Origin of the sequence: Porphyrobacter sp. MBR-155 (assembly GCF_040547625.1) — a bacterium.
Classification (GTDB): Bacteria; Pseudomonadota; Alphaproteobacteria; order Sphingomonadales; family Sphingomonadaceae; genus Erythrobacter.
This window is the reverse complement of record NZ_JBEPQB010000014.1, coordinates 38,358-58,944: the sequence shown is the minus strand read 5'-3', so window position 1 is coordinate 58,944 and position 20,587 is coordinate 38,358. Positions and strand designations below refer to the sequence as shown.

Sequence of the window (20,587 nt, the reverse complement as noted above, 5' to 3'; positions counted from 1 at the left end):
GCGCTTACGCGATGCCGAGTGCCTTGATCTTCTCAACCAGCGCGGCAACGTCGGCGACCTTTTCGCCCGCCTGACGCACCGGCGGTTCTGCGACCTTGAGCGTGGTGAGGCGAGGGGTCAGATCGACGCCGTAATCGGCAGCGGTCTTGTTCGCGAGCGGCTTTTGCTTCGCCTTCATGATGTTCGGCAGCGAGGCATAGCGCGGCTCGTTCAGGCGCAAATCGGTGGTGACGATCGCGGGCATCGCCAACTTCACGGTCTGCAAGCCGCCATCGACTTCGCGCTTCACCGTCACGGAATCGCCGTCCACCTCAACGGTGTTGGCGAAGGTGCCTTGCGGACGGCCCATCAGCGCTGCGAGCATCTGGCCGGTCTGGTTCGAATCGTCGCTGATCGACTGCTTGCCAAGGATGATGAGGCCGGGGGCTTCTTCATCGGCGATGGCTTTGAGGATCTTGGCAACGGCGAGCGGTTCAACCTCTTCGTCGCTTTCCACCAGGATCGCGCGGTCTGCACCCATGGCGAGCGCGGTGCGCAGCGTTTCCTGCGCCTTGGCCGGGCCGACGGACACGGCGACGATTTCGGTGGCCGCGCCCTTTTCCTTGAGGCGGATGGCTTCCTCGATCGCGATTTCGTCGAACGGGTTCATGCTCATCTTGACGTTGGCAAGATCAACGCCGCTGCCGTCGGCCTTGACCCGCGGTTTGACGTTGTAATCGATCACCCGCTTGACGGGGACGAGGATCTTCATGGGGCGTTCCTTCCTCTCAAAGAATCACTGGTTACGCATTGGTCGCCCGCCTAACTTGCGTTTACGTAAACGTCAAGTTGGGCGCGCGCTTGAATCAGGCGGCCTTCTTCACTTCGGCAACGATCTTGCGCGCGGCATCGCCCAGATCATCCGCGCTGACGATGGCGAGGCCCGAATTGTTCAGGATCGCCTTGCCTTCGTTGACGTTGGTGCCTTCCAGGCGCACCACCAGCGGCACTTGCAGGTTCACGTCCTTGGCTGCCTGCACGATGCCGTTGGCGATCACGTCGCACTTCATGATCCCGCCGAAGATGTTGACCAGAATGCCTTCGACCGCCGGGTCTTTGAGGATGATCTTGAACGCCGCCGTCACCTTTTCGGTGGTGGCGCCGCCGCCCACGTCGAGGAAGTTGGCCGGGAAGGCCCCGTTCAGCTTGATGATGTCCATCGTCGCCATGGCGAGGCCTGCGCCATTGACCATGCAGCCGATATTGCCATCCAGCTTGATGTAGGCGAGGTCATATTGCGATGCTTCGACTTCGGCCGGGTCTTCCTCGGTCTCGTCGCGCAGGGCTTCGATCGCGGGGTGACGGTACAGCGCGTTGGAATCGAAGCTCATCTTGGCGTCGAGCACCAGCAGATTTGCCCCAGAATCACCAGAGGGCTCGCTTTCGACCAGCGGATTGATTTCCAGCATCGCGCAATCGGTCGCCATGAAGGCATCATAAAGCTGCTTCGCCAGCTTTTGCGCCTGCTTGTTGAGATCGCCGGTCAGTTTAAGCGCAAAGGCCACCGCGCGCCCGTGGTGCGGCAGGAAGCCCTGCGCCGGGTCGATGGTGAAGGTGGTGATCAGTTCGGGCGTGTCATGCGCGACCGCTTCGATATCCATCCCGCCTTCGGTTGAAACCACAAAGGCGACGCGGCCCGTGGCGCGGTCAACCAGCAGCGACAGGTAATATTCCTTGGCGATGTCGACCCCATCGGTAACGTAGAGGCGATTGACCTGCTTGCCCGCATCGCCGGTCTGGATCGTTACCAGCGTATTGCCGAGCATTTCCTTGGCGTGGGCCTCAACCTCATCGAGGCTCTTGGCGAGCCGCACGCCGCCCTTGGCGTCCGCGCTCAATTCCTTGAACTTGCCCTTGCCGCGCCCGCCCGCGTGGATCTGCGCCTTGACCACATACAGCGGCCCCGGCAGCTGCTTCGCGGCTTCGACGGCTTCGGCGACGCTGAGTGCGGCATGGCCAGCCGGAACCGCGATCCCGTGTTCCTTGAGCAGTTCCTTGGCCTGATATTCGTGGACATTCATGGCGTATCGATCCCTTTAATGCTGATCCGGGGGAGAGGTGATGTTGCGCGGGGCCTAAGCACGGATCGGCCCTCTTGAAAAGTGCTCTGTGCAAGCGCAACAGCGCCACTAGCATGATTGCCAAAAATGATAGACCGTGATCGCCTTCTTGCAATCGTCCGCGAGGCGGGCCGGATTGCCCATTCGCGCTGGCCGGGGGCGGGCCACGCATTGGCGAGCTGGGACAAGACCCCCGGCAATCCGGTGAGCGACGCCGATCTGGCGGTTGACCGCTTTCTCAAGCGCGAATTGCTGCGGCTGCTGCCGTCAGCGGCGTGGCTGTCGGAGGAAACCGCCGACGACAAGGCGCGCACCGATAGCGGGTTGATCTGGCTGGTCGATCCGATTGACGGCACCCGCGATTTTGTCGCCGGGCGCAGCGGCTGGACTGTGTCGGTGGCGCTGGTGAGCGCGGGACGCCCGCTGATCGGGATGCTGGCGGCCCCGGCGCGGGGCGAGGAATGGGTGGCGGTGGCCGGGCAAGGCGCGACGTTGAATGACGCGCCGATCCGCGCCAGCACCCGCACGCAATTTGCCGGAGCGCGGGTGCCAACGGTCAGCTTGCCGAAAGAAGACGCTGATCTGGTGGCGGTCGAACAGCCCAATTCGATTGCGCTCAGGATTGCGATGGTGGCTGATAACCGCGCCGATCTGGTCGCGACATTGCGCTGGGGGTTCGAATGGGACATCGCCGCTGCGACCCTGATCGCGCGTGAGGCGGGCGCTCAGGTGAGCGACGCGTTCGGACGCCCGCTTGATTACAACAAGCACGATCCGCGCGATTTCGGGGTGTTGGTGTGCTCGCCCGCGATCCACGCTGCGGCGGTGGAGCGGCTGGCTGAGCGGGCCAAGGCGCTGCGATAGGGGTTAAAGCCCCCAATCCTAACTGGTGCCTGAGGGGGAAATGATGAGGCACGAGCGCGGCCGCGCTCGTGCCCCAACCCATTATTGGTTGCGCGCCGCAGCCACGTCTTCCTCGCTGATCGGGGTGATCTTGATTTCCACCCGGCGGTTGAGCGGTTCGTTGATGTTGTCGCCGGTTTTGACGCGCAGATAATCATACTGCTCACCATATCCCTGCGTCGCGATGCGCGCCCGGGCCACCCCGCGCGCGGCGAGGTAATCGGCCACTGCCTGCGCACGCTGTTCGGACAGGCGCTGGTTCAGCGCAGTCGAGCCAGTGGTATCGGTGAAGCCGTAAACGTCGATCAGGCTATTGGGATAGGTGATCAGGCTTTCCGCGACATTGTTGAGCGTATCGAGAAAGCCCGGGTTGATCGCGGCTGATCCCGTGGCGAAGGTCACACCGTCGGGCAAGCGGACAAGGATGGCGTCCTGATTGCCGACTTCTTCGACATCGACGCCGGTGCCAGCTGTCTGTTCCTTCAGTTCCTTGATTTGATCATCAAACTGCTTGCCAATCACTGCGCCGGCCGAACCGCCAATCCCTGCGCCGATAATGCGCGCGGTATCGCCGCCAACCACGCCGCCAAGCAGATAACCGAGCGTGCCGCCCAGCCCAGCGCCGATGGCTGTGCGCGAAACCTTCTTTTCGCCGGTATTCGGGTCAGTAACGCAGGCGCTGGTGCCAATCAGCGCCAGAGCGGCGGTGCCTGATAGTAAAATACGTGAAAATGTCATGACTTGTCCTCCCAGTAACGAATGCCGACAATGCCACGCCGCCCGTGCGGCGGCAAGGCTGCGGCAAGCCGTGTCGTAGCCGCCATTGCGCGGGCCAGCCTTGACCTGAGTTGAACAATAATGGTGTCGGGCCAGCCTGGCTGTGGATCGCGCGCGCGATTGCCCTGCTGGCAACCGCGCCAGTTTGTGCTAGCGCATCAGGCGTGACACCCTTTCCCTTTGCCGACCTGTTGATCATTCTTGGGCTCGTCGTGCTCAACGGCGTGTTTGCGATGTCCGAACTTGCGATTGTATCGGCCAAGACCAGCGCGCTCGAAGCCCGTGCCGAGGCCGGATCAACCAGCGCGCGGACTGCGATCAATCTGGCTGCTGATCCCGGCAAGTTTCTTTCGACTGTCCAGATCGGCATCACTCTGATCGGTATCATCGCCGGGGCCTATTCGGGGGCAAGCCTGGGCGGACCAATGGGCGAACGGCTGGGTGCGCTGGGTGTGCCGCCGCAATTCACCGACGAAGCCGGGTTTGCGGTGGTGATCGCGCTGACCACCTATCTCAGCGTGGTGGTGGGCGAGCTGGTGCCCAAGCAGCTGGCGCTGCGCAATGCGGTGCCGTTGTCGCTGATCATGGCGCGGCCGATGGCGTTGCTTTCGCGCTTTGCCGCCCCGCTGGTGTGGTTGCTCGATTCAAGCTCGGCGGCGATTATCCGGCTGTTCGGCATTCGCGCCAAGGGCGAAGCGTCGGTTACGGCGGAAGAGTTGCAGATGATCTTTGCCGAGGCGACCCGGTCTGGTGTGATCGAGGATGAACAGCGCCAGATCCTGACCGGGGTGGTGCGGCTGGCCGAACGCCCGGTGCGCGAAATGATGACCCCGCGCACCGAAGTCGACTGGATTGAGGCCGACGCCGAGGCGGGGGAAATCCGTGAGACGATCGAGGAAAGCTCGCATTCGCTGCTGCTGGTGGCCGAAGGTTCGCCCGACACAATCCTCGGCGTGGTCAAGGTGCGCGAAGTGCTGGGCGCGCTGGTCGCGGGCAGCCCGGTGTCAATCCGGGCGATGATGCGCAAGATTGAAGTGGTGCCCGATCAGCTTGATGCGATGGATGCGCTGCGGGTGCTGCAATCAGCCGAAGTGGCGATGGCGGCAGTGACCGACGAATATGGCCATTTCGAAGGGATCGTGACCCCGGTTGACCTGCTGACCGCGATCGTCGGCAATTTCGCCAGCGACAGTGATGATGGCGACCTGCCTTCGGTGGTTGAGCGTGAGGATGGTTCGTTGCTGGTATCAGGCTCGCTGTCCGCTGACGCGATGGCTGACCGGTTGGGGCTGGATTACGCGGAGGACCGCGAATTTGGCACGGCGGCAGGCTATGCCTTGTCGGTGATGAAAAAACTCCCGGCTGAGGGCGAGTTTTTCACCGATCAGGGCTGGCGGTTTGAAGTGGTCGACATGGATGGCCGCCGGATCGACAAGTTGCTGGTGAGCCGCGAGAACAGCACTAACGAAGAATAGCCCCCAACGGCCGCACCGCGACCGCAAGCGCGACCGCGCGCCGCGGCTTATGCCGCGAAGCCAAGCGGGCCGGACGGCCCGCGCCCGGCGCCTGAGGGCCAAAACAAAAAACCGCGAGGATTTCGCACGCCGGACGGCGTGCGGAACAATCAAGAAGGTATAACCGTCCGCGCCGATGCGCCGTCGCCTTCGGGGGCGGCGATGATGTCGCGCGTCACGCGGCCCTTGGCGACGGTGTTGGTGGCGGTGTCGCCCACTTGGCTGCGGATGCTCGGCGCGGCGCTGCCGGCGCGGTCAAGCGCGGTGGTTTCGATCCCGCTGCGCGGCGCAGGGCCGCCGAACAGCGCTTCGAGCGCTTGCTCTGACGCCGCGCCTTCACTTGGGCGCGGGGCACCGGGAGTGGGCGGGGTGAGGGTGAAATCGGGCGGCACCACCAACGGGGCCTGCCGCTGCACAGCGAATTCATCGGGCCGTTCACGGTTGAACACCCCGTTACCACCGCCGCCGCCACAGGCAGCCAGCATGGCCGAAGCCCCGGCCAGCAGAATTAGGCAAGCATACTTACGCATCTTTGGGCTCTCCACGAGGCTCGTCACTTTGCGCGCCATCGGCATTCACCAATGGCGGCGCGCTTGGTTCGGTTTCGTCCTTGTCGCGCACCAGCAGGCTGCGGGCAAGGATAATGACAACGCCGATGGTGATTGCGGCGTCGGCGATGTTGAAGATCAGGAAGGGGCGGAAATCCCCGATGTGAAAATCGGCATAGTCGATGACATAGCCCAGATCATAGCGATCACGGATATTGCCCACCGCCCCGCCAAGGATCATGGCGAGCGCGGCAATATCGCCGAGCACCTTTTCGCGCATCATCCACACCAGCACCACCACCGCGATCACGCCGGTCAGCAGCACCAGCAGCCAGCGCATTTCCATGCTGGTCGCCTGCAGCAGCCCCAGCGAGATGCCGCGATTTTCGGTGTAGGTGAGATCGAAGAACGGCAGCAGATCAATATTGCCGACCTGCCGCAGCGCCAGCGGGCCGATCACATACCATTTCACCGCCTGATCGATTACCGCGATGAAGGCGGCCAGCGCCAGCCCGATCACACGGTTGCGGGTGAACAGCGCGCTCATGCGGCACCGTCCAATGTTGCGACCACGGCATCGCAGCGGCTGCATAGCGCGGCCTCTTCGGCAACGTCGGGAAGCAGCCGCCAGCAGCGGCCGCATTTGTGGTGGGTTGTCTTGGTCACGATCACGCCGTCCCCCTGCCAGCGTGAGACTGTCGCGGTGATGAACAATTCGGCGAGCTGTTCGTCAGACACGCCTTCGGGCACCGCGCCAGCAGGCACCACCACTTCGGCTTCGAGGCTGGAGCGGATGGTCTTGTCACGCCGCAGCGGCTCGATCGCTTCGTTGACCGCATCGCGCAGGGCTCGCAGCGCGTCCCACTTGGCGGTGTCGACCACCACGCCCGGAACACTCGGCCATTCGAGAAGGTGGACAGAACCGCGCTGGCCGTCCTCATCCGCCTCGCCGTCTTGCGGATAGCGCGTCATCCACACTTCTTCCGCGGTGAACACCAGCACCGGCGCGGCATAGCGGATCAGCGCGTGGAACAGCAGGTCGAGCACGGTGCGATAGGCGTTGCGCGTGGTGCTGTCAGGCCCGTCGCAATAGAGCGAATCCTTGCGGATATCGAAGTAGAACGCGCTCAAATCCTCGTTGCAGAAATCGACCAGCAACCGGGTGTAGAGGTTGAAGTCGTAATCTTCCGCCGCCGCTTTCAGCTTCGCGTCCAGCTCCGCCAGCAGCGCGAGGATATAGACTTCCAGTTCGGGCAATGCGCCCGCATCGCTCATGTCCCCCACAAACCCGTCCAGCGCGCCGAGCAGGTAGCGGAAGGTGTTGCGCAGCTTGCGGTACTGGTCGCCGACGCCTTTGAGGATTTCATCGCCGATGCGGTGATCCTCGGTGAAATCGACCGACAGCGCCCACAGGCGGATGATGTCCGCGCCGGTCTGTTCCATCACCGTCACCGGGCTGATGGTGTTGCCTTCGCTCTTGGACATTTTGCGGCCCTTGGCATCCATCGTGAAGCCGTGGGTCAGCACCTGATCGTAAGGCGCGCGGCCGCGCGTGGCGCAGGATTGCAGCAGCGAGGACTGGAACCAGCCGCGATGCTGGTCGCTGCCTTCAAGGTAGAGGTTGGCGGGCCATGTGAGATCGGGCCAGCGCCCGCTTTCCAGCACGAAGGCATGAGTGCAGCCGCTATCGAACCACACGTCGAGAATGTCTGTGACCATCTCGTAATCGTCGGGGTTGTGCGCGCTGCCGAGATACTCCGCCTTGCGTGCTTCCTCCCACGCATCGACACCTTCCTGCATGACGGCAGCAATGATGCGGTGATTTACCTCTGGGTCGGCCAAATAGGTGCCATCGGGCCGCACGAACAGCGTGATCGGCACGCCCCATGCGCGCTGGCGGGAAAGCACCCAGTCGGGCCGCCCTTCGACCATCGCGCCGATGCGGTTGCGGCCCTTTTCGGGGATGAAGGTGACGCGCGCGATTTCCTCCATCGCGCGTTCGCGCAGCGTTGGGGAGGCGCAGAGGGTTTCCTCGGAAGGGTCGATCGCGCCGCCTTCGTTCTCCCAGCCCTTTTCCGCGCGGGTCTTGGGCTCGATCCAGTCCATCGTGCGGTCCATCGGCACGAACCACTGGGGCGTGCAGCGGAAGATCACCTTGGCCTTGGAACGCCACGAATGCGGATAGGAATGCGCGTAGTCCGCGCTGGCCGCGAGCAGCGCGCCCGCTTCGCGCAGGTCGGTGCAAATCGGGCCTTCGGGCGCGTTGAACTTGGGGTTGATGACGCTCATGCGCCGCTCGTCTTCGCCGCCCAGCCATGGCCAGTCGTCGCGATAACGCCCGTCGTCCATCACCGCGAAGACGGGGTTGATGGGGTCTTTAAGTCCGAAGTCTTTGGCGCGTTTGCACAGATCGAAATCGTCCTCGCCATGATCGGGTGCCATGTGGACGAGGCCGGTGCCGCTATCGGTGGTGACGAAGTCGCCGGGCAGCAGCGGGCGCGGGGTGGCATAAAATGCGAGCGCCTTTTCCCACCCCCCAACATCTCCCTCGACGTCGCCCCGGACTTGATCCGGGGTCCCGCTTGTTTCGTCCGCGCCGCCAGAAGGCAGCGGGACCCCGGCTCGGGGGCCGGGGTGACGGGATTTGAGGAGATTGTAGATCGGGTGGCGGGCGAGGGTGCCGGCGAATTGAGTCCCACCTTTGAAGAAGGTATGAACGTAATCGCTATTGTCGAATGCGCAGCCGATGCGCTTGAGGAACGAAGGAACCAATGCAGTAGCGACCAGTAGGCGCTTGCCTCGCCATGCTTCCAGCGCAGGGTTGTCGTCGATTTCCCCGGTCTTGATCTCGAACAGCGAGTAATCAACCTCAGGCCCATAGGCCAAAGCCTGATTCACCGGGATCGTCCACGGCGTCGTCGTCCAGATCACCGCGTGCGCGCCGACCAGTTCGGGGGCGTTGGGGCACTCGATAATCTCGAACGCCACATCGATCTGGGTCGAGGTGATGTCCTCGTATTCGACCTCCGCCTCGGCCAAAGCGGTCTTTTCCACCGGCGACCACATCACCGGCTTGGACCCGCGATAGACATTGCCGGCCTCGGCAAACTTCAGCAGTTCGGCAACAATCGTGCCTTCGGCAGCTGCGTCCATGGTGAGATAGGGATTGTCCCAATCACCCATGACGCCGAGCCGTTTGAGCTGTTCGCGCTGCGTATCGACCCAGTGTTGCGCATAGGCGCGGCATTCGGCGCGGAATTCCTTTGCGGGGACTTCGTCCTTATTCAGCTTTTTCTTGCGGTATTGCTCCTCAACCTTCCACTCGATCGGCAACCCGTGGCAATCCCAGCCCGGCACGTAAGGCGCGTCCTTGCCCAGCAGGTTCTGGGTGCGGCAGACCATGTCTTTCAGGATATGGTTGAGCGCATGGCCGATATGCATATCGCCATTGGCATAGGGCGGGCCATCGTGGAGGATGAACTTCTCGCGCCCGCGCCTTGCGTCGCGCAGGGCGTTATACAGCCCGATCTGCTCCCAGCGCGCGGCAATGCCCGGCTCCTTCTGGGGGAGGCCGGCCTTCATCGGGAAATCGGTCTTCGGCAGGAAGACGGTATCCCGGTAGTCTTTCGCTTCTTTGGCGCGGTTTGCTGTGTCGTCGCTCATGGTGCGGCGGGCCTTAGCGGGCGCGTGGGCTTTGCGCAATTTGTCTTGGGAAAAGGTGTTTCGCGCAGAGACCGCAGAGGGGTTGCGCTGCGGTGCAGCCGCTTCGTCATTTCCGGAGCGGGGGCAAAGGGCCTGCGGCGCAAAACCATCTCTCCGCGTTCTCTGCTCCTCTGCGGTCTCTGCGAGAACCCGCTAACCAAGCAACCGCCGCGCCCGTTCGCAATCCTTGTCCATCTGCGCCATCAGCGCCTCAAGGCTGTCAAACTTCGCTTCGCCGCGCAGGAAGTGGTGGAAGGCGACCTCGATTTCCTGCCCATAGAGATCGCCGGAGAAATCGAAGAAATAGGGCTCCAACAGCTCCTTGGGCGGGGTGAATTGTGGGCGGATGCCGATATTAGCCGCGCCTTTCAGCACCTCGCCGGTTGCCAGAATCCGGCCTGTTACGGCGTAAATGCCGTATTTGGGTCGCAGATAGCTATCAATGGCGAGGTTGGCTGTGGGATAGCCGATGGTGCGCCCGCGCTTGTCGCCGTGTTCGACAATCCCGCGAATCGCGAACGGCCGGGTCAGCAGCGAAGCCGCCAATTGCGGATCACCATCGCGCAGCGCCGCGCGGATATTGCTGGAGGAAACCACCTCTCCGCCATCCTCCACCGGATCGACCACCCGCGACGTGAGGCCCAATTCGCCGCCAAGCCTGCGCAGCAGCGCGACATCGCCCTTCGCTTGCCTGCCAAAGGTGAAATCGCCCCCCGTCACCACGCCGTGTGCGCCGAAACGGTCGATCAGGATGCGGGTGATGAAATCCTCGGCGCTGGTTCCGGCCAATTCGGCATCGAAATGGAACACCAGCATCGCGGTCGCGCCCGCAGCCAGGTACAATTCCTGCCGCTGTTCCAAGGTGGTGAGGCGGAACGGCGGCACATCGGGGCGGAAAAACTCGACCGGGTGCGGATCGAAGGTGGCGATGATGCTGGGGCGGCCCTCTGCCTGCGCCCAACGGATCGCGGCGCCCGCCACTGCCTGATGGCCGCGATGGAACCCGTCAAAATTGCCGAGCGCAATCACAGCGCCGTGCAGGGCATCGGGGACAGGGTCACGGTGATCGAGCCAGCGCATCAGGCACGTCCTCTGCGCAAGGTCAGGAACGAGAACGCGGGCTGCGCGCCGTCCGCCGCATGATCCTCACGCGCGGTCAATACCCATCCGCGCCCCGGTTCGGCCATGAAGGTATCGCCGGGGTAACCCGCGTGAATTTGGGTGAGTTCGATCCGGTGGGCCATCGGCATGAACAGATCATAGATCGCCGCCCCGCCGATCACCGCGATTTCGCCGCTGTCATTGCCTTGGGCCGCCAGCACCAGCGCCTGTTCGACCGATCCGGCCAGCTCTGCGCCCTCAGCGGCAAAGCCATCGCGGCGCGACAGCACGATATGGCGGCGACCGGGCAGCAGGCCGGGCAGGCTTTCAAAGGTCTTGCGCCCCATCACCATCGGCTTGCCAGTGGTCAGCGCCTTGAACCGTTTCAGATCGGCGGGCAGCCGCCACGGCAGGGTGCCGTTATTGCCAATCGCGCCATTGGCGGCGCGGGCATAGATCAGGACGATTTCCGGTTTCATTTGCCCAGCGTCATTTCAGGGCGTGTCCGACGCGGGTGACATGGCCCATCTTGCGTCCATCGCGCGCTTCACGCTTGCCATAAAGGTGCAGGTGCGGTTCGCCCGGTTCGGCCAGAATCTGGTGGGCTGTCAGCGCCGCATCGCCGACAATATTGCGCAATTCGATCGCGGCAAAGCGGGTGACGGTGCCGCCCAGCGGCAGCCCGCAGATCGCGCGGATGTGGTTTTCAAACTGGCTGGTGGCCGCCCCTTCGATGGTCCAGTGGCCCGAATTATGCACCCTTGGGGCCATTTCGTTGAAGATCGGCCCGTCCCTTGTGGCGAAAAACTCCAGCGTCAGCACCCCGACATAACCCAAAGCATTGGCGGTCTTGGCGGCGAGTTCGCGCGCGGCGGGCACCTGCGCTTCGACCAGTGCGCCAGCGGGCAGGATCGCGCGGGTCAACATGCCGCCATCGTGCAGGTTCGCGGTCGAATCCCAAAACCGGATGGCGCCATCGCGCCCACGCACCAGAATCACCGAAAATTCGGTTTCGTAAGTGACGAAGCCTTCGTAGACGCAGGGGACTCCGGGGAACCTTACCCCGCTTGCTTCCAACGCTGATCGCACCCGCCATTGGCCCTTGCCGTCATAGCCATCGCGTGCGGTCTTGAGGATGCCGGGGGTGCCGACAGCGGTGATCGCGGCGGCGAAATCTTCCGCGCTTTCAACCCGTGCATAGGGGGCTGGTATAGCGCCAAGATCAGCGACGAAGCGTTTTTCAGCAAGCCGATCCTGCGCCACTTCCAGCGCGCGCGGCGGGCAGGCGAGCAATGGCTCGGGGATGGCAGCTACAGCGGCGAGTGGGACGTTTTCAAACTCCCACGTCACCACATCGCAGCGGTCGGCGAAATCGGCGAGCGCTGCGGCATCGTCCCAATCGGCGGTGATGAAGGCGCTGCAGGCATCGGCAGCGACATTATCGCCTTCGGGCGCGTAGCCGATTACCCGATACCCCAGCTGCAAGGCGGCCACAGCCAGCATCCGGCCCAATTGGCCGCCGCCGAGAATGCCGATGGTGGAGCCTGCTGCAAGCGCCAAACTGTTTACCCCGTTCGCCCAGAGCCTGTCGAAGGGCTGACCTTCTGCGACGCGGGGCATAAAGAAAAATGCCGGGCCTCGACAAGTTCAGCCCGGACGATTGCTGTCGTCAATCCACCGGCACCTCGGCCACGGCGGCGCTTTTGGCGGCGCGCCAATCCTGCAGGCGTTCGGACAGGCCCTCATCAGCCAGCGCGAGGATCGCGGCAGCCAGCAGCCCGGCGTTTTTCGCGCCCGCCTCACCAATCGCCAGCGTGCCGACGGGCACCCCGGCGGGCATCTGCACGATCGACAGCAGGCTATCCATGCCGCTCAAAGCCTTGGACTGCACCGGCACGCCCAGCACCGGCAGGTGCGTCATGCTGGCGATCATGCCGGGCAGATGCGCCGCGCCGCCCGCGCCCGCGATGATGACATCGAAGCCTTCGCCCTCGGCGCCTTTCGCAAAGGCGGCCATCCGGTCAGGCGTGCGGTGGGCTGAGGTGATCCGCGCCTCATAAGACACTTCAAGCTCGTCCAGCACTTCGGCGGCAGCCTTCATTGTTGGCCAGTCTGACTGGCTGCCCATCACGATGGCGACACGTCCCCCGGTCATTTCCATCACGCGTCCTTCAGATAGTAGCGCGTCCCCGGCACCATATCGGCATCAAAATCATAGATGATCGGCTGGCCGGTGGGAATTTCCAGCCCGGTGATATCGTCATCCGAAATGCCCGACAGATGCTTGACCAGCGCGCGCAGCGAATTGCCGTGGGCCGAGATAATCACCGTTTCGCCGCTGGCGAGCACGGGCAGGATCGCAGCCTCCCAATAGGGCAGCACGCGCTCAATCGTCAGCTTCAGGCTTTCGGTGTTGGGGATCGCGATCCCGGCATAGCGCGGGTCAGCCGCGAGATCATAGGCGCTGCCCGGTTCCAGCGGCGGCGGCGGCACATCGAAACTGCGGCGCCAGATATGCACCTGTTCGTCGCCGTGTTTCTCGCGCGTTTCCTGCTTGTCGAGCCCGGTCAGCCCGCCGTAGTGGCGTTCGTTCAGCCGCCAGTCTTTCACCTCGGGGATCCACAGCCGCCCGGCCTGTTCCAGCGCCAGATGCAAGGTGCGGATCGCGCGGGTCTGCACCGAGGTGAAGGCGCGGGTCGGCAGCACGCCCTTGGCTTTCAGCAGCACGCCTGCGGCTTTCGCCTCGGCCACGCCCTGATCGGTCAGGTCAACGTCCCACCAGCCGGTGAAGCGGTTTTCAAGGTTCCACTGGCTCTGGCCGTGGCGGACAAGGATGAGCTTGTGCATTTTTTCTCCGAGGGGTTCCGAGCCGCCCACTCCTTTAATCAGAATACAGCGCGGGGGTTAGCTTTCGTCAGCGCGATTGGGAAGGGTTTCTATCGGCGCAAAGTCCGAATCGTCCCCGGCACCTTCAACCGCGCGCGCTTGCGCCTTCCTGCGCCGCAGGTTTTCGCGCAGTTTGGCGGCGAGACGCGCCTCTCGGGACATATTCTTGCGAGGGTCTTCACTCATGCGCAACCCATTGCCGTTAGTTGGCCTCACCATCAACCCCCGCTTGACATTGCAGGGGAGCACGACAATAGCGCGCGCCTGATCCGGCGCTGCTGTAGCTCAGTGGTAGAGCGCACCCTTGGTAAGGGTGAGGTCGGGAGTTCAATCCTCCCCAGCAGCACCATGTATCCCTAGGAAATCCTAGGAAACATCTGGAAAACAATGGTTTTTGACAGTCGGCTGTTACATCTGTAACGGAGACCAACCCATGTGTTCCTACCTCGATCAAGTCGGTTCGACCTACTATTTCCGGCGCACGGTTCCCAAGGACCTTGTCGGAACCTTCCTCACAAACAGCAGACGGGCTCGTACTGAGTGGAAGCATATAGGTTGCAGCGGCGGGATGCGACAAGCTTATCTCAATTCAAAGCGATGCACTTCCGGTTCCGATTGATGTACTTGGCTCCAAGTCAGGCGATGCCCCCGACAAATCCGCTCGCTTCTCTCTTGCGGACCAATGCCATGCGCATGGGTCCGTTGCACCCGCGCTGCTTGCAACGCGCCCGCACTTCCACTTGATCGAGATAGAGGTGCCTACCACTGTGATGGGCAAGTATCACGTCGGGGGACAAGAACCGCACGGCTCCACATCGCTTGCATGTCAGTTCCAGCCGCACGTCATTCCCAAGATCGGCGGCGCGAAGATCGGTTTTCCAGTTCATCACCAGAAGTCCTCGGCAGACGGAATCCTGGTGAACGCGATCTTGCCGCCAACATTACCTCCCTTGGGCGGTTGCCATGGCCCGATGCTCACAACGGTTGAGGCAAAGCGGGTGTTGAGCGCGTCGATTGCCACTCCTACACGCTCCCACCGCTGCCGGTCGGCATCGTCGCTTTCCAGCCAATCCAACTGGCGCTGCGAAGCTGGCGACAAATCAAATAGAGTCACGCCAACGCGCATGATGCGCATTGATGCTGGCACCTTGGAGCGCAGGCAGCGCCACAAGTCGGATAAGCCCCGCAATAGCGCGCAATCATCGTTCACGATGGCAAGGCGGCGCTGTTCGCTCCAGCCGTGATCGTAAGAGCGGACCCAAAGCCAAATGCCTGCACAGTAGAAACCGGCCCGGCGCATCCGGCGCGCGGCCTTGGTCATAAGCAAGCGCGAGATTAGCTCGGCATCGTCGAGGCGGCGCTGGTCAGGGGGCAGCACGCGGGCATGCCCGAACATCCCCCTGCCCGTTCCCGGCGCAGTGATGCTGTAACCATGGAGGGCATACCAGAGCCGCTCTCCGGTAACGTTTCGCCAGAGCGCCCGCATTTGCTTGGGCTGGGTTTCGTAAAGATGGCGAGTGCTGCCTATTCTTGCCTGCGCCAGTCGCCGCACCATCCGCTTGCCGACGCCGGGAATGTCCTCCAGCGGCAATGCGAACAGCGGTTCGGGCATGGAATCGGGATGCCAGATTGTCAGTCCATCAGGCTTGTTCACTTTGCAGGCGATCTTGGCCAGGTGCCGATTGGCGGCAAAGCCTATCGAGCATGTGATGAAGGGGCCGATGTTGCTGGCGATACCGCGCTTGATCGCCGCTGCCGTCGCCTCGGGATCACGCCGTTGTGCGTCGTCCAACAGGCAAGCCAGTTCATCAATCGACTTCACCACGTCCACGGGGGCGATGCTGTCAATCTCGGCCACCAATGCGTTGTGGGCGCGCCGATACATTGCGGGTTGCTGGGGCACCAGAACAAGGTCCGGGCAGATTTGCCGCGCCTCATCTACCATCATTATATTCTTGACGCCCGCCGCCTTCGCTTCCCGCGACGCGGCGATGATGCAAGTCTTGCCGCCGCCCTCATAGGGAATGACGCCGACAGGACGGTTGCGCAAACGCGGGTTTAGCTGCTGCTCGACAGAGGCAAAGAAACCGTCGAAGTCGAGATACAGGTGCTCAATGGTTGTGGGTTTGCGCATGGTGTGTGCCGAATCAAGGGGAGGCGGACCAGAGAACATATAAGGAACAAATCTGCAAGCTGTTTGGCTGTCCGCCCTGTGTCAACCGCATCGATTGCTTGCGCAGCTGACGCAGTTTGGCGAGCGTCTCCAGCGTGGCGTGGCTTTGGGCCTGAGCCATCATGGCGATCTGGGTTCCGGGAGTTCAATCCTCCCCAGCAGCACCAGCAATCTCTTGGCACAGGCCCGTCCATGGGCGAGCGCCGATTGCTTTTGCAGGCGCGCGCCATTCGCGGCGCTTGGCTCTGTCAGAGTTTGACTAACGTCCCCACCCACTCCCGGCCGGTCATACGGCTGCGCGAGCACTCAGATCGATTGGCAGATGGTCCACCCTGCCATCCTTCGCGATCCGCACGGCCGTGTTCGGCGCAACGGCGCTCCATGCGTCGGCGTCTTCGTCAAAGGGTTCGGAGGCGAGGACTGTGCCTCTGTCGACTGCGCGGTAATAAAGCGTGGGCGGGTGATCATCGCTGGCCCAGCGGAAACCCCATAAAGCCTCACCGTCGCTCAGCGCGGCGGCGAACCTGACCCGTTCCGGCCGATCATAGGCCGATGTGATCGCCACCACTTCGGACAGGGAGCGAATGATCGCGGCGTGCGGGTCTGCTGGCAATCCGCGTGACAGGGCAATGTGAAACATCGCTTCGCTGTCGGTTGTGCCGTGGATGTTTTCATACAGGACTTCATCGATCAACGCTTCGACCCGCGCCCGCAGCTTGCGGTAATTGCTGATCATGCCGTTGTGCATGAACAGCAGGTTATCATGCGTGAACGGATGGCAGTTGGTATAGGACACGCCGCCCGACGTGGCTGATCGCACATGCGCCATGAACAATCGGGAACGGATCTGGCCGAGCAAACCCAGCAAGTTGGGATCGGACCAGGCCGGCAGAATGCTGCGATAAATGCCCGGGCTTGCGCGTTCGCCATACCAGCCGAGCCCGCATCCATCGGCATTCACATCGGTTTTTGCTTCACGCGCGGCCATCGATTGCGACACCAATGAGTGCGACTGATCAGTCATCACATCATCGAGCAGGATCGGTTCACCGATAAACGCAAGAAAGCGGCACAAACTGCAAATCCTCCATCAAGGCGGCCACAGGCCAAAACACGGCGCGCAAAAGAACCGAGAAAATCGATTTTGTGAACCGAAATTTCTAGACATTTGCTCTATTGCGCTTCAATCTTGCAAAATATACGCAATTATTGCAACATTTCAGCAAGAGAATATGGTGCTCGACGAACGCAATCTTGCCATTCTTGCCTTGCTGCAAGCCGATGCTGACACCCCGGTTGGCGAGGTTGCGGGCAAGGTGAACATGTCGATTTCGGCCTGTTCGCGGCGCATTGCGCAGTTGCGGGCGGATGGTTTTATCAAGGCCAATGTCGCCATTCTTGATCGCAAACTGCTGGGCGTTCCGATGACGGTGTTCGTGCTGGTCAAGGCTGGTCGCCACGCCGAAGAATGGATCGAGCGGTTCAAGAACCTGATCGCGACAATACCTGAAGTGCAGGAGGCCCATCGGCTGGCAGGCTCGTTCGATTACATCATGAAATTGGCATTGCCGGATATTGACGCATATGACTCGGTCTACAAGCGCCTCGTTCGCACGATTGAACCGCTCGAAATTTCCGGCCATGTCGCGATGGAAACGCTTAAAGAAGGAGCGTGCCTGCCGCTGGGCTACGCCCTTGGATCGACCGGAGGGCATTCATGTGGGGATTGAACCCCGGAGTAAAGCTGACCTATTAAGTAGAGTATGATTTTTTGATTGTTGCGCCACTGCTACGGCGATCATACGCAGTTCGGAAATGGGGACTGGCGTTGGGGCGGGTCAACAAATTTTGGTAGCGCCGTGATCGCTTAATGCGACGTCGGCTCAGGGTTATTTATCGGGGGTATAGAGATGAAAAAGTGGGTTGGAAGTTCGACAATTGCGCTGGCAGTAGCCTTCGCGGCGCAACCGGCAATGGCGCAAGACGCGGGCGAACAGGCCGCCGAGGAGTCCACCAATGTCATCATGGTGACAGGTTCACGCATCGGGCGTGAACGGCAATCGGCGTCGGTGCCGATTGTCAGCGTGCAGGCGCAAGACCTGCAATTGGCGGGCACAATCAATTCCGAAGACCTGCTCAATACCCTGCCGCAATTTGTGCCGGCCACCACGTCAGGTTCCAATTCGCTTGCCAGTGCCACCGGAACGGGCGCGGCCACGCTTGACCTGCGCGGGTTGGGTGCCAGCCGCAATCTGGTGCTGGTCAACGGGCGGCGCTATGTCTTTTTCGATGCCACCCAGGTCACCAACATCAATGCGATCCCGGCGGCACTGATCGAGCGGGTCGAAGTGGTCACCGGCGGGGCTTCGGCGGTGTATGGTTCGGATGCGATTGCCGGGGTGGTCAATTACATCCTGCGCGATGATTTCGAAGGGGTCGAAGCGCGCGGGCAATATAATCTCGACAGCCGGGGGGACGGCGGCATCGTTGACGTGACGCTGACCGCAGGCACCAATTTTGGCGGTGATCGCGGCAACATCACGGTTTCGGCCAATTACGCCGACCGCAAGGCGATCGGCACCGAAGACCGTGCGTTTTCGCGCCAGGTTCTGACCGATATTGCGGTGAACGGGGTCGATCAGCTTGGCCCGGGCGGTTCCAGCTTTGTGCCCAACGGGCGGTTTTCCGGTCTGCCTTCAACAACCGCGGCGATTGCTGCCATCCCCGGGCTGGCAGCGGCTTATGCTGCCGCCGGGCTCACCGGAATTGGTGCCAACGGGTTCATTCCTGACGACAGCGGATTGAATGTCCGCCCCTACATCGGGCCAAATGCTGCCGGTGCCAACGACGCTTTCAACTTCCTTGAAAACAATTTCCTGCGTTTCCCGCAAGAACGGTGGGGCGTTACCGCGCTTGCCCATTATGATCTGACCGATGGGGTAACCGCCTTCGTCGAGGGAGCCTTTACCAACAACAAGACGGTGCTGGGTTTCGCATCGAGCTTTATCAACGCATCCATGCCGATTGAGGTCAACAACCCCTTTATCGGTGCGCCGCTGGCCAATGTCTTGCAGGTGATTGACCAGAATCAGACGGGTGCGGCGGCGAATGACGGGCTGGTGAACCTGACGATTAATCGCCGCTTGCAGGAAGTCGGGCCACGCCGCAATTTCGATGACCGCGATGCCTGGCGTGTGCTGGGCGGATTGCGCGGCGAGATCGCTGGGGGGGAGAACGCCTTCAGCGATCTGCGCTGGGAAGCCTATTATTCCTATGCCCGGTCAAAGAACACGCAATTGCAGATGGGCAATGTCTCGCTGTCGAAATTCCGCGAAGGCATTCTTTCCGGCCCCGGCGGCGCTGCTCCGCTGGTCAATCCGTTCGGGCCGAATATCTCGCAGGCGGGGATTGATTTCATCAGCGTGGAATCGACCAATATCGACATCACCGATCTGCACGTCGTCGCAGGCAACCTGAGCGGTACGCTGTTCAGTCTGCCCGCTGGCCCGGTCGGCTTTTCGGTGGGCGGCGAATACCGTTCAAGCTCAGCCAATTTCCGGCCCGATGCCTTGCTGGCGGCAGGGGACATCGCCGGGTTCAACCCGATCACTGCCACCAAAGGCAGCATCGATGTGTGGGAATTGTTTGGCGAAGTTCGCGTGCCGTTGCTGACCGATGTCGCCTTCGCCCGCGAGTTGGCGGTCAATGCGGCCTTCCGTTATTCGGACTATGACCTTGAACAGGTCGGCGGGGTGTGGACCTATCAGGGCGGGCTTGATTGGCAGGTGTCTTCGGATCTTGCCTTTGGCGGGCAGTATCAGCGCGCCATTCGTGCGCCCAATGTCGGCGAAGCCTTCGGCGGCAATCGCACCTTCCCGGTTGCGGCGACCGATCCGTGCGCACGGGCGGCAGCGGCCACTGATACAATCTTGCGCGATCTGTGCATCGCCAATGGGGTTCCGGCCGCACTGGTGGGCAATGCGGCGGTGCAGCCGAATGACCAGATTCCCGGTGTGCTGGGCGGCAACGCCAACCTGCGCGAAGAAAAATCAGACACTTATACCTTTGGGGTGATCGTAACGCCGTCCTTCATTCCCCGGCTGCGGTTGTCGATTGATTATTATGATATTTCGCTCAAAGGCGCGATCAGCCCGCTGGCAGGCGGCGTCAACAGCATCCTTGATCTGTGTTTCAATCAGATCCGCAATCCCGATAGCGTGGCGTGTCAGGCGGTTTCCCGCAATCCGACCAGCGGTATCATCGACACCCAGTTTCCCGTCTTTGCGCTGAATGAAAATATCGGACGGCTGGAAACATCCGGCATTGACGTCCAGGTCAATTACCGCATCGAAACCGGTGGCGGTAGCCGTCTGGATCTGAATGTCGCCGGTGGCTGGGTGGACGAATTCACCATCACGCCGGTTCAGGATCTGGCAGACAACCAGAATTTCTGCATCGGTCTGTTCGGGCCGACCTGCGGCGAACCAAAATTCGAGTTCAAGACCACCAGCCGCGCGACATGGTCGACCGATCGTCTGTCGCTCAGCGTGCGTCACCGCTGGATCGATGCAGTCACGGTTGAAGACCTGCAGCTTGCCAATCGGCGGGGCGGGACGTCTCCTGCCCCTTCGACTGTGGCGGTGCAGCGGATCACGGCGCAGAATTATGTCGATCTGTCGTTCACCTACGACCTGAACGAGGCGATCAATCTGTGGGGCGGGGTCAACAACGTGTTGGACAATGGCCCGCCGCTGCTCGGCACCCGGCAGGAACGCAACAACACCTGGCCGGACACCTATGACGCCATCGGGACGGAGTTCTTCGTCGGCGTTTCGGCCAAGTTCTGATTGCATCGGCACATGAACCGGATCGATCGGCAGGACT

19 protein-coding genes and 1 tRNA gene are annotated in these 20,587 nt (G+C 61.9%); 5 read left to right on the top strand and 15 right to left on the bottom strand.

The features are described 5' to 3' along the window. Positions 1-4 precede the first annotated feature (4 nt). Together ABIE62_RS13900 and sucC are read right to left on the bottom strand one after the other, a co-directional pair. The gene (locus tag ABIE62_RS13900) at positions 5-751 is read right to left on the bottom strand and encodes an electron transfer flavoprotein subunit beta/FixA family protein (protein WP_354326891.1); all 747 of its coding nucleotides are present in this window, start codon (positions 749-751) and stop codon (positions 5-7) included. A 94-nt stretch (positions 752-845) separates the two neighbouring features. After that, positions 846-2,060 carry an ADP-forming succinate--CoA ligase subunit beta gene (gene sucC, locus ABIE62_RS13895; protein ID WP_354326890.1) on the bottom strand — a complete coding sequence of 405 codons (1,215 nt, stop codon included), beginning with the start codon at positions 2,058-2,060 and terminating at the stop codon, positions 846-848. A 126-nt stretch (positions 2,061-2,186) separates the two neighbouring features. Between sucC and ABIE62_RS13890 the strand changes: the two genes are divergently transcribed. Continuing rightward, a complete protein-coding gene (locus ABIE62_RS13890; protein ID WP_354326888.1) occupies positions 2,187-2,963 on the top strand; it encodes a 3'(2'),5'-bisphosphate nucleotidase CysQ in 777 nt (258 codons plus the stop codon). 81 nt (positions 2,964-3,044) lie between these two features. On the opposite strand, the gene ABIE62_RS13885 is transcribed toward ABIE62_RS13890, so the two are convergent. Beyond that, positions 3,045-3,740 (bottom strand): YiaD family glycine zipper/OmpA-like lipoprotein, encoded by a 696-nt coding sequence (locus ABIE62_RS13885; RefSeq protein WP_354326886.1) that lies wholly within the window; start codon positions 3,738-3,740, stop codon positions 3,045-3,047. A gap of 203 nt (positions 3,741-3,943) precedes the next feature. Here ABIE62_RS13885 and ABIE62_RS13880 point away from each other — a divergent pair, with 203 nt between their 5' ends. Further along, positions 3,944-5,254, top strand: coding sequence for a hemolysin family protein (locus ABIE62_RS13880; RefSeq protein ID WP_354326943.1), 1,311 nt, complete (start codon positions 3,944-3,946; stop codon positions 5,252-5,254). A 149-nt stretch (positions 5,255-5,403) separates the two neighbouring features. Here ABIE62_RS13880 and ABIE62_RS13875 read toward each other — a convergent pair whose 3' ends face one another. The 9 genes from ABIE62_RS13875 to ABIE62_RS13835 form a co-directional block, all read right to left on the bottom strand. Further along, complete coding sequence (locus ABIE62_RS13875) at positions 5,404-5,823, bottom strand: DUF3035 domain-containing protein (RefSeq protein WP_354326883.1); 420 nt, start codon at positions 5,821-5,823, stop codon at positions 5,404-5,406. Continuing rightward, on the bottom strand, positions 5,816-6,388 hold the full coding sequence (gene lspA / locus ABIE62_RS13870; RefSeq protein WP_354326881.1) for a signal peptidase II: 573 nt from the start codon (positions 6,386-6,388) through the stop codon (positions 5,816-5,818). The genes ABIE62_RS13875 and lspA overlap by 8 nt, the downstream gene beginning before the upstream one ends. Next, positions 6,385-9,504 carry an isoleucine--tRNA ligase gene (gene ileS, locus ABIE62_RS13865; RefSeq protein WP_354326879.1) on the bottom strand — a complete coding sequence of 1,040 codons (3,120 nt, stop codon included), beginning with the start codon at positions 9,502-9,504 and terminating at the stop codon, positions 6,385-6,387. The genes lspA and ileS overlap by 4 nt, the downstream gene beginning before the upstream one ends. A 192-nt stretch (positions 9,505-9,696) precedes the next feature. Continuing rightward, positions 9,697-10,623 carry a bifunctional riboflavin kinase/FAD synthetase gene (locus ABIE62_RS13860; RefSeq protein ID WP_354326877.1) on the bottom strand — a complete coding sequence of 309 codons (927 nt, stop codon included), beginning with the start codon at positions 10,621-10,623 and terminating at the stop codon, positions 9,697-9,699. Continuing rightward, positions 10,623-11,123: a dihydrofolate reductase gene (locus tag ABIE62_RS13855; protein WP_354326875.1), complete on the bottom strand. Its 501-nt coding sequence runs from the start codon at positions 11,121-11,123 to the stop codon at positions 10,623-10,625. The genes ABIE62_RS13860 and ABIE62_RS13855 overlap by 1 nt, the downstream gene beginning before the upstream one ends. Positions 11,124-11,133: 10 nt before the next feature. Further along, positions 11,134-12,264 carry a 5-(carboxyamino)imidazole ribonucleotide synthase gene (locus ABIE62_RS13850; protein ID WP_354326874.1) on the bottom strand — a complete coding sequence of 377 codons (1,131 nt, stop codon included), beginning with the start codon at positions 12,262-12,264 and terminating at the stop codon, positions 11,134-11,136. A gap of 49 nt (positions 12,265-12,313) precedes the next feature. Continuing rightward, positions 12,314-12,805, bottom strand: coding sequence for a 5-(carboxyamino)imidazole ribonucleotide mutase (purE, locus tag ABIE62_RS13845; protein WP_354326873.1), 492 nt, complete (start codon positions 12,803-12,805; stop codon positions 12,314-12,316). Further along, on the bottom strand, positions 12,805-13,491 hold the full coding sequence (gene gpmA, locus ABIE62_RS13840) for a 2,3-diphosphoglycerate-dependent phosphoglycerate mutase (protein ID WP_354326871.1): 687 nt from the start codon (positions 13,489-13,491) through the stop codon (positions 12,805-12,807). Before gpmA ends, purE begins: the two co-directional genes overlap by 1 nt. Positions 13,492-13,548: 57 nt before the next feature. Further along, positions 13,549-13,716 (bottom strand): hypothetical protein, encoded by a 168-nt coding sequence (locus ABIE62_RS13835; RefSeq protein WP_354326869.1) that lies wholly within the window; start codon positions 13,714-13,716, stop codon positions 13,549-13,551. An 88-nt stretch (positions 13,717-13,804) separates the two neighbouring features. Between ABIE62_RS13835 and ABIE62_RS13830 the strand changes: the two genes are divergently transcribed. Beyond that, a tRNA-Thr gene (locus tag ABIE62_RS13830) sits at positions 13,805-13,879 on the top strand. A gap of 286 nt (positions 13,880-14,165) precedes the next feature. Here ABIE62_RS13830 and ABIE62_RS13825 read toward each other — a convergent pair. From ABIE62_RS13825 to ABIE62_RS13815, 3 genes are all read right to left on the bottom strand, one after another. Beyond that, complete coding sequence (locus ABIE62_RS13825) at positions 14,166-14,417, bottom strand: hypothetical protein (RefSeq protein WP_354326867.1); 252 nt, start codon at positions 14,415-14,417, stop codon at positions 14,166-14,168. Next, on the bottom strand, positions 14,417-15,664 hold the full coding sequence (locus ABIE62_RS13820) for a Y-family DNA polymerase (protein ID WP_354326866.1): 1,248 nt from the start codon (positions 15,662-15,664) through the stop codon (positions 14,417-14,419). The genes ABIE62_RS13825 and ABIE62_RS13820 overlap by 1 nt, the downstream gene beginning before the upstream one ends. Positions 15,665-15,989: 325 nt before the next feature. Then, complete coding sequence (locus tag ABIE62_RS13815; protein ID WP_354326864.1) at positions 15,990-16,778, bottom strand: class II glutamine amidotransferase; 789 nt, start codon at positions 16,776-16,778, stop codon at positions 15,990-15,992. A gap of 157 nt (positions 16,779-16,935) precedes the next feature. Here ABIE62_RS13815 and ABIE62_RS13810 point away from each other — a divergent pair, with 157 nt between their 5' ends. Further along, positions 16,936-17,433: an Lrp/AsnC family transcriptional regulator gene (locus ABIE62_RS13810; protein WP_354326863.1), complete on the top strand. Its 498-nt coding sequence runs from the start codon at positions 16,936-16,938 to the stop codon at positions 17,431-17,433. Positions 17,434-17,676: 243 nt separating this feature from the next. Next, entirely contained in the window at positions 17,677-20,550 is a 2,874-nt protein-coding gene (locus tag ABIE62_RS13805; protein WP_354326861.1) for a TonB-dependent receptor domain-containing protein, read from the top strand. Positions 20,551-20,587: the final 37 nt, after the last annotated feature.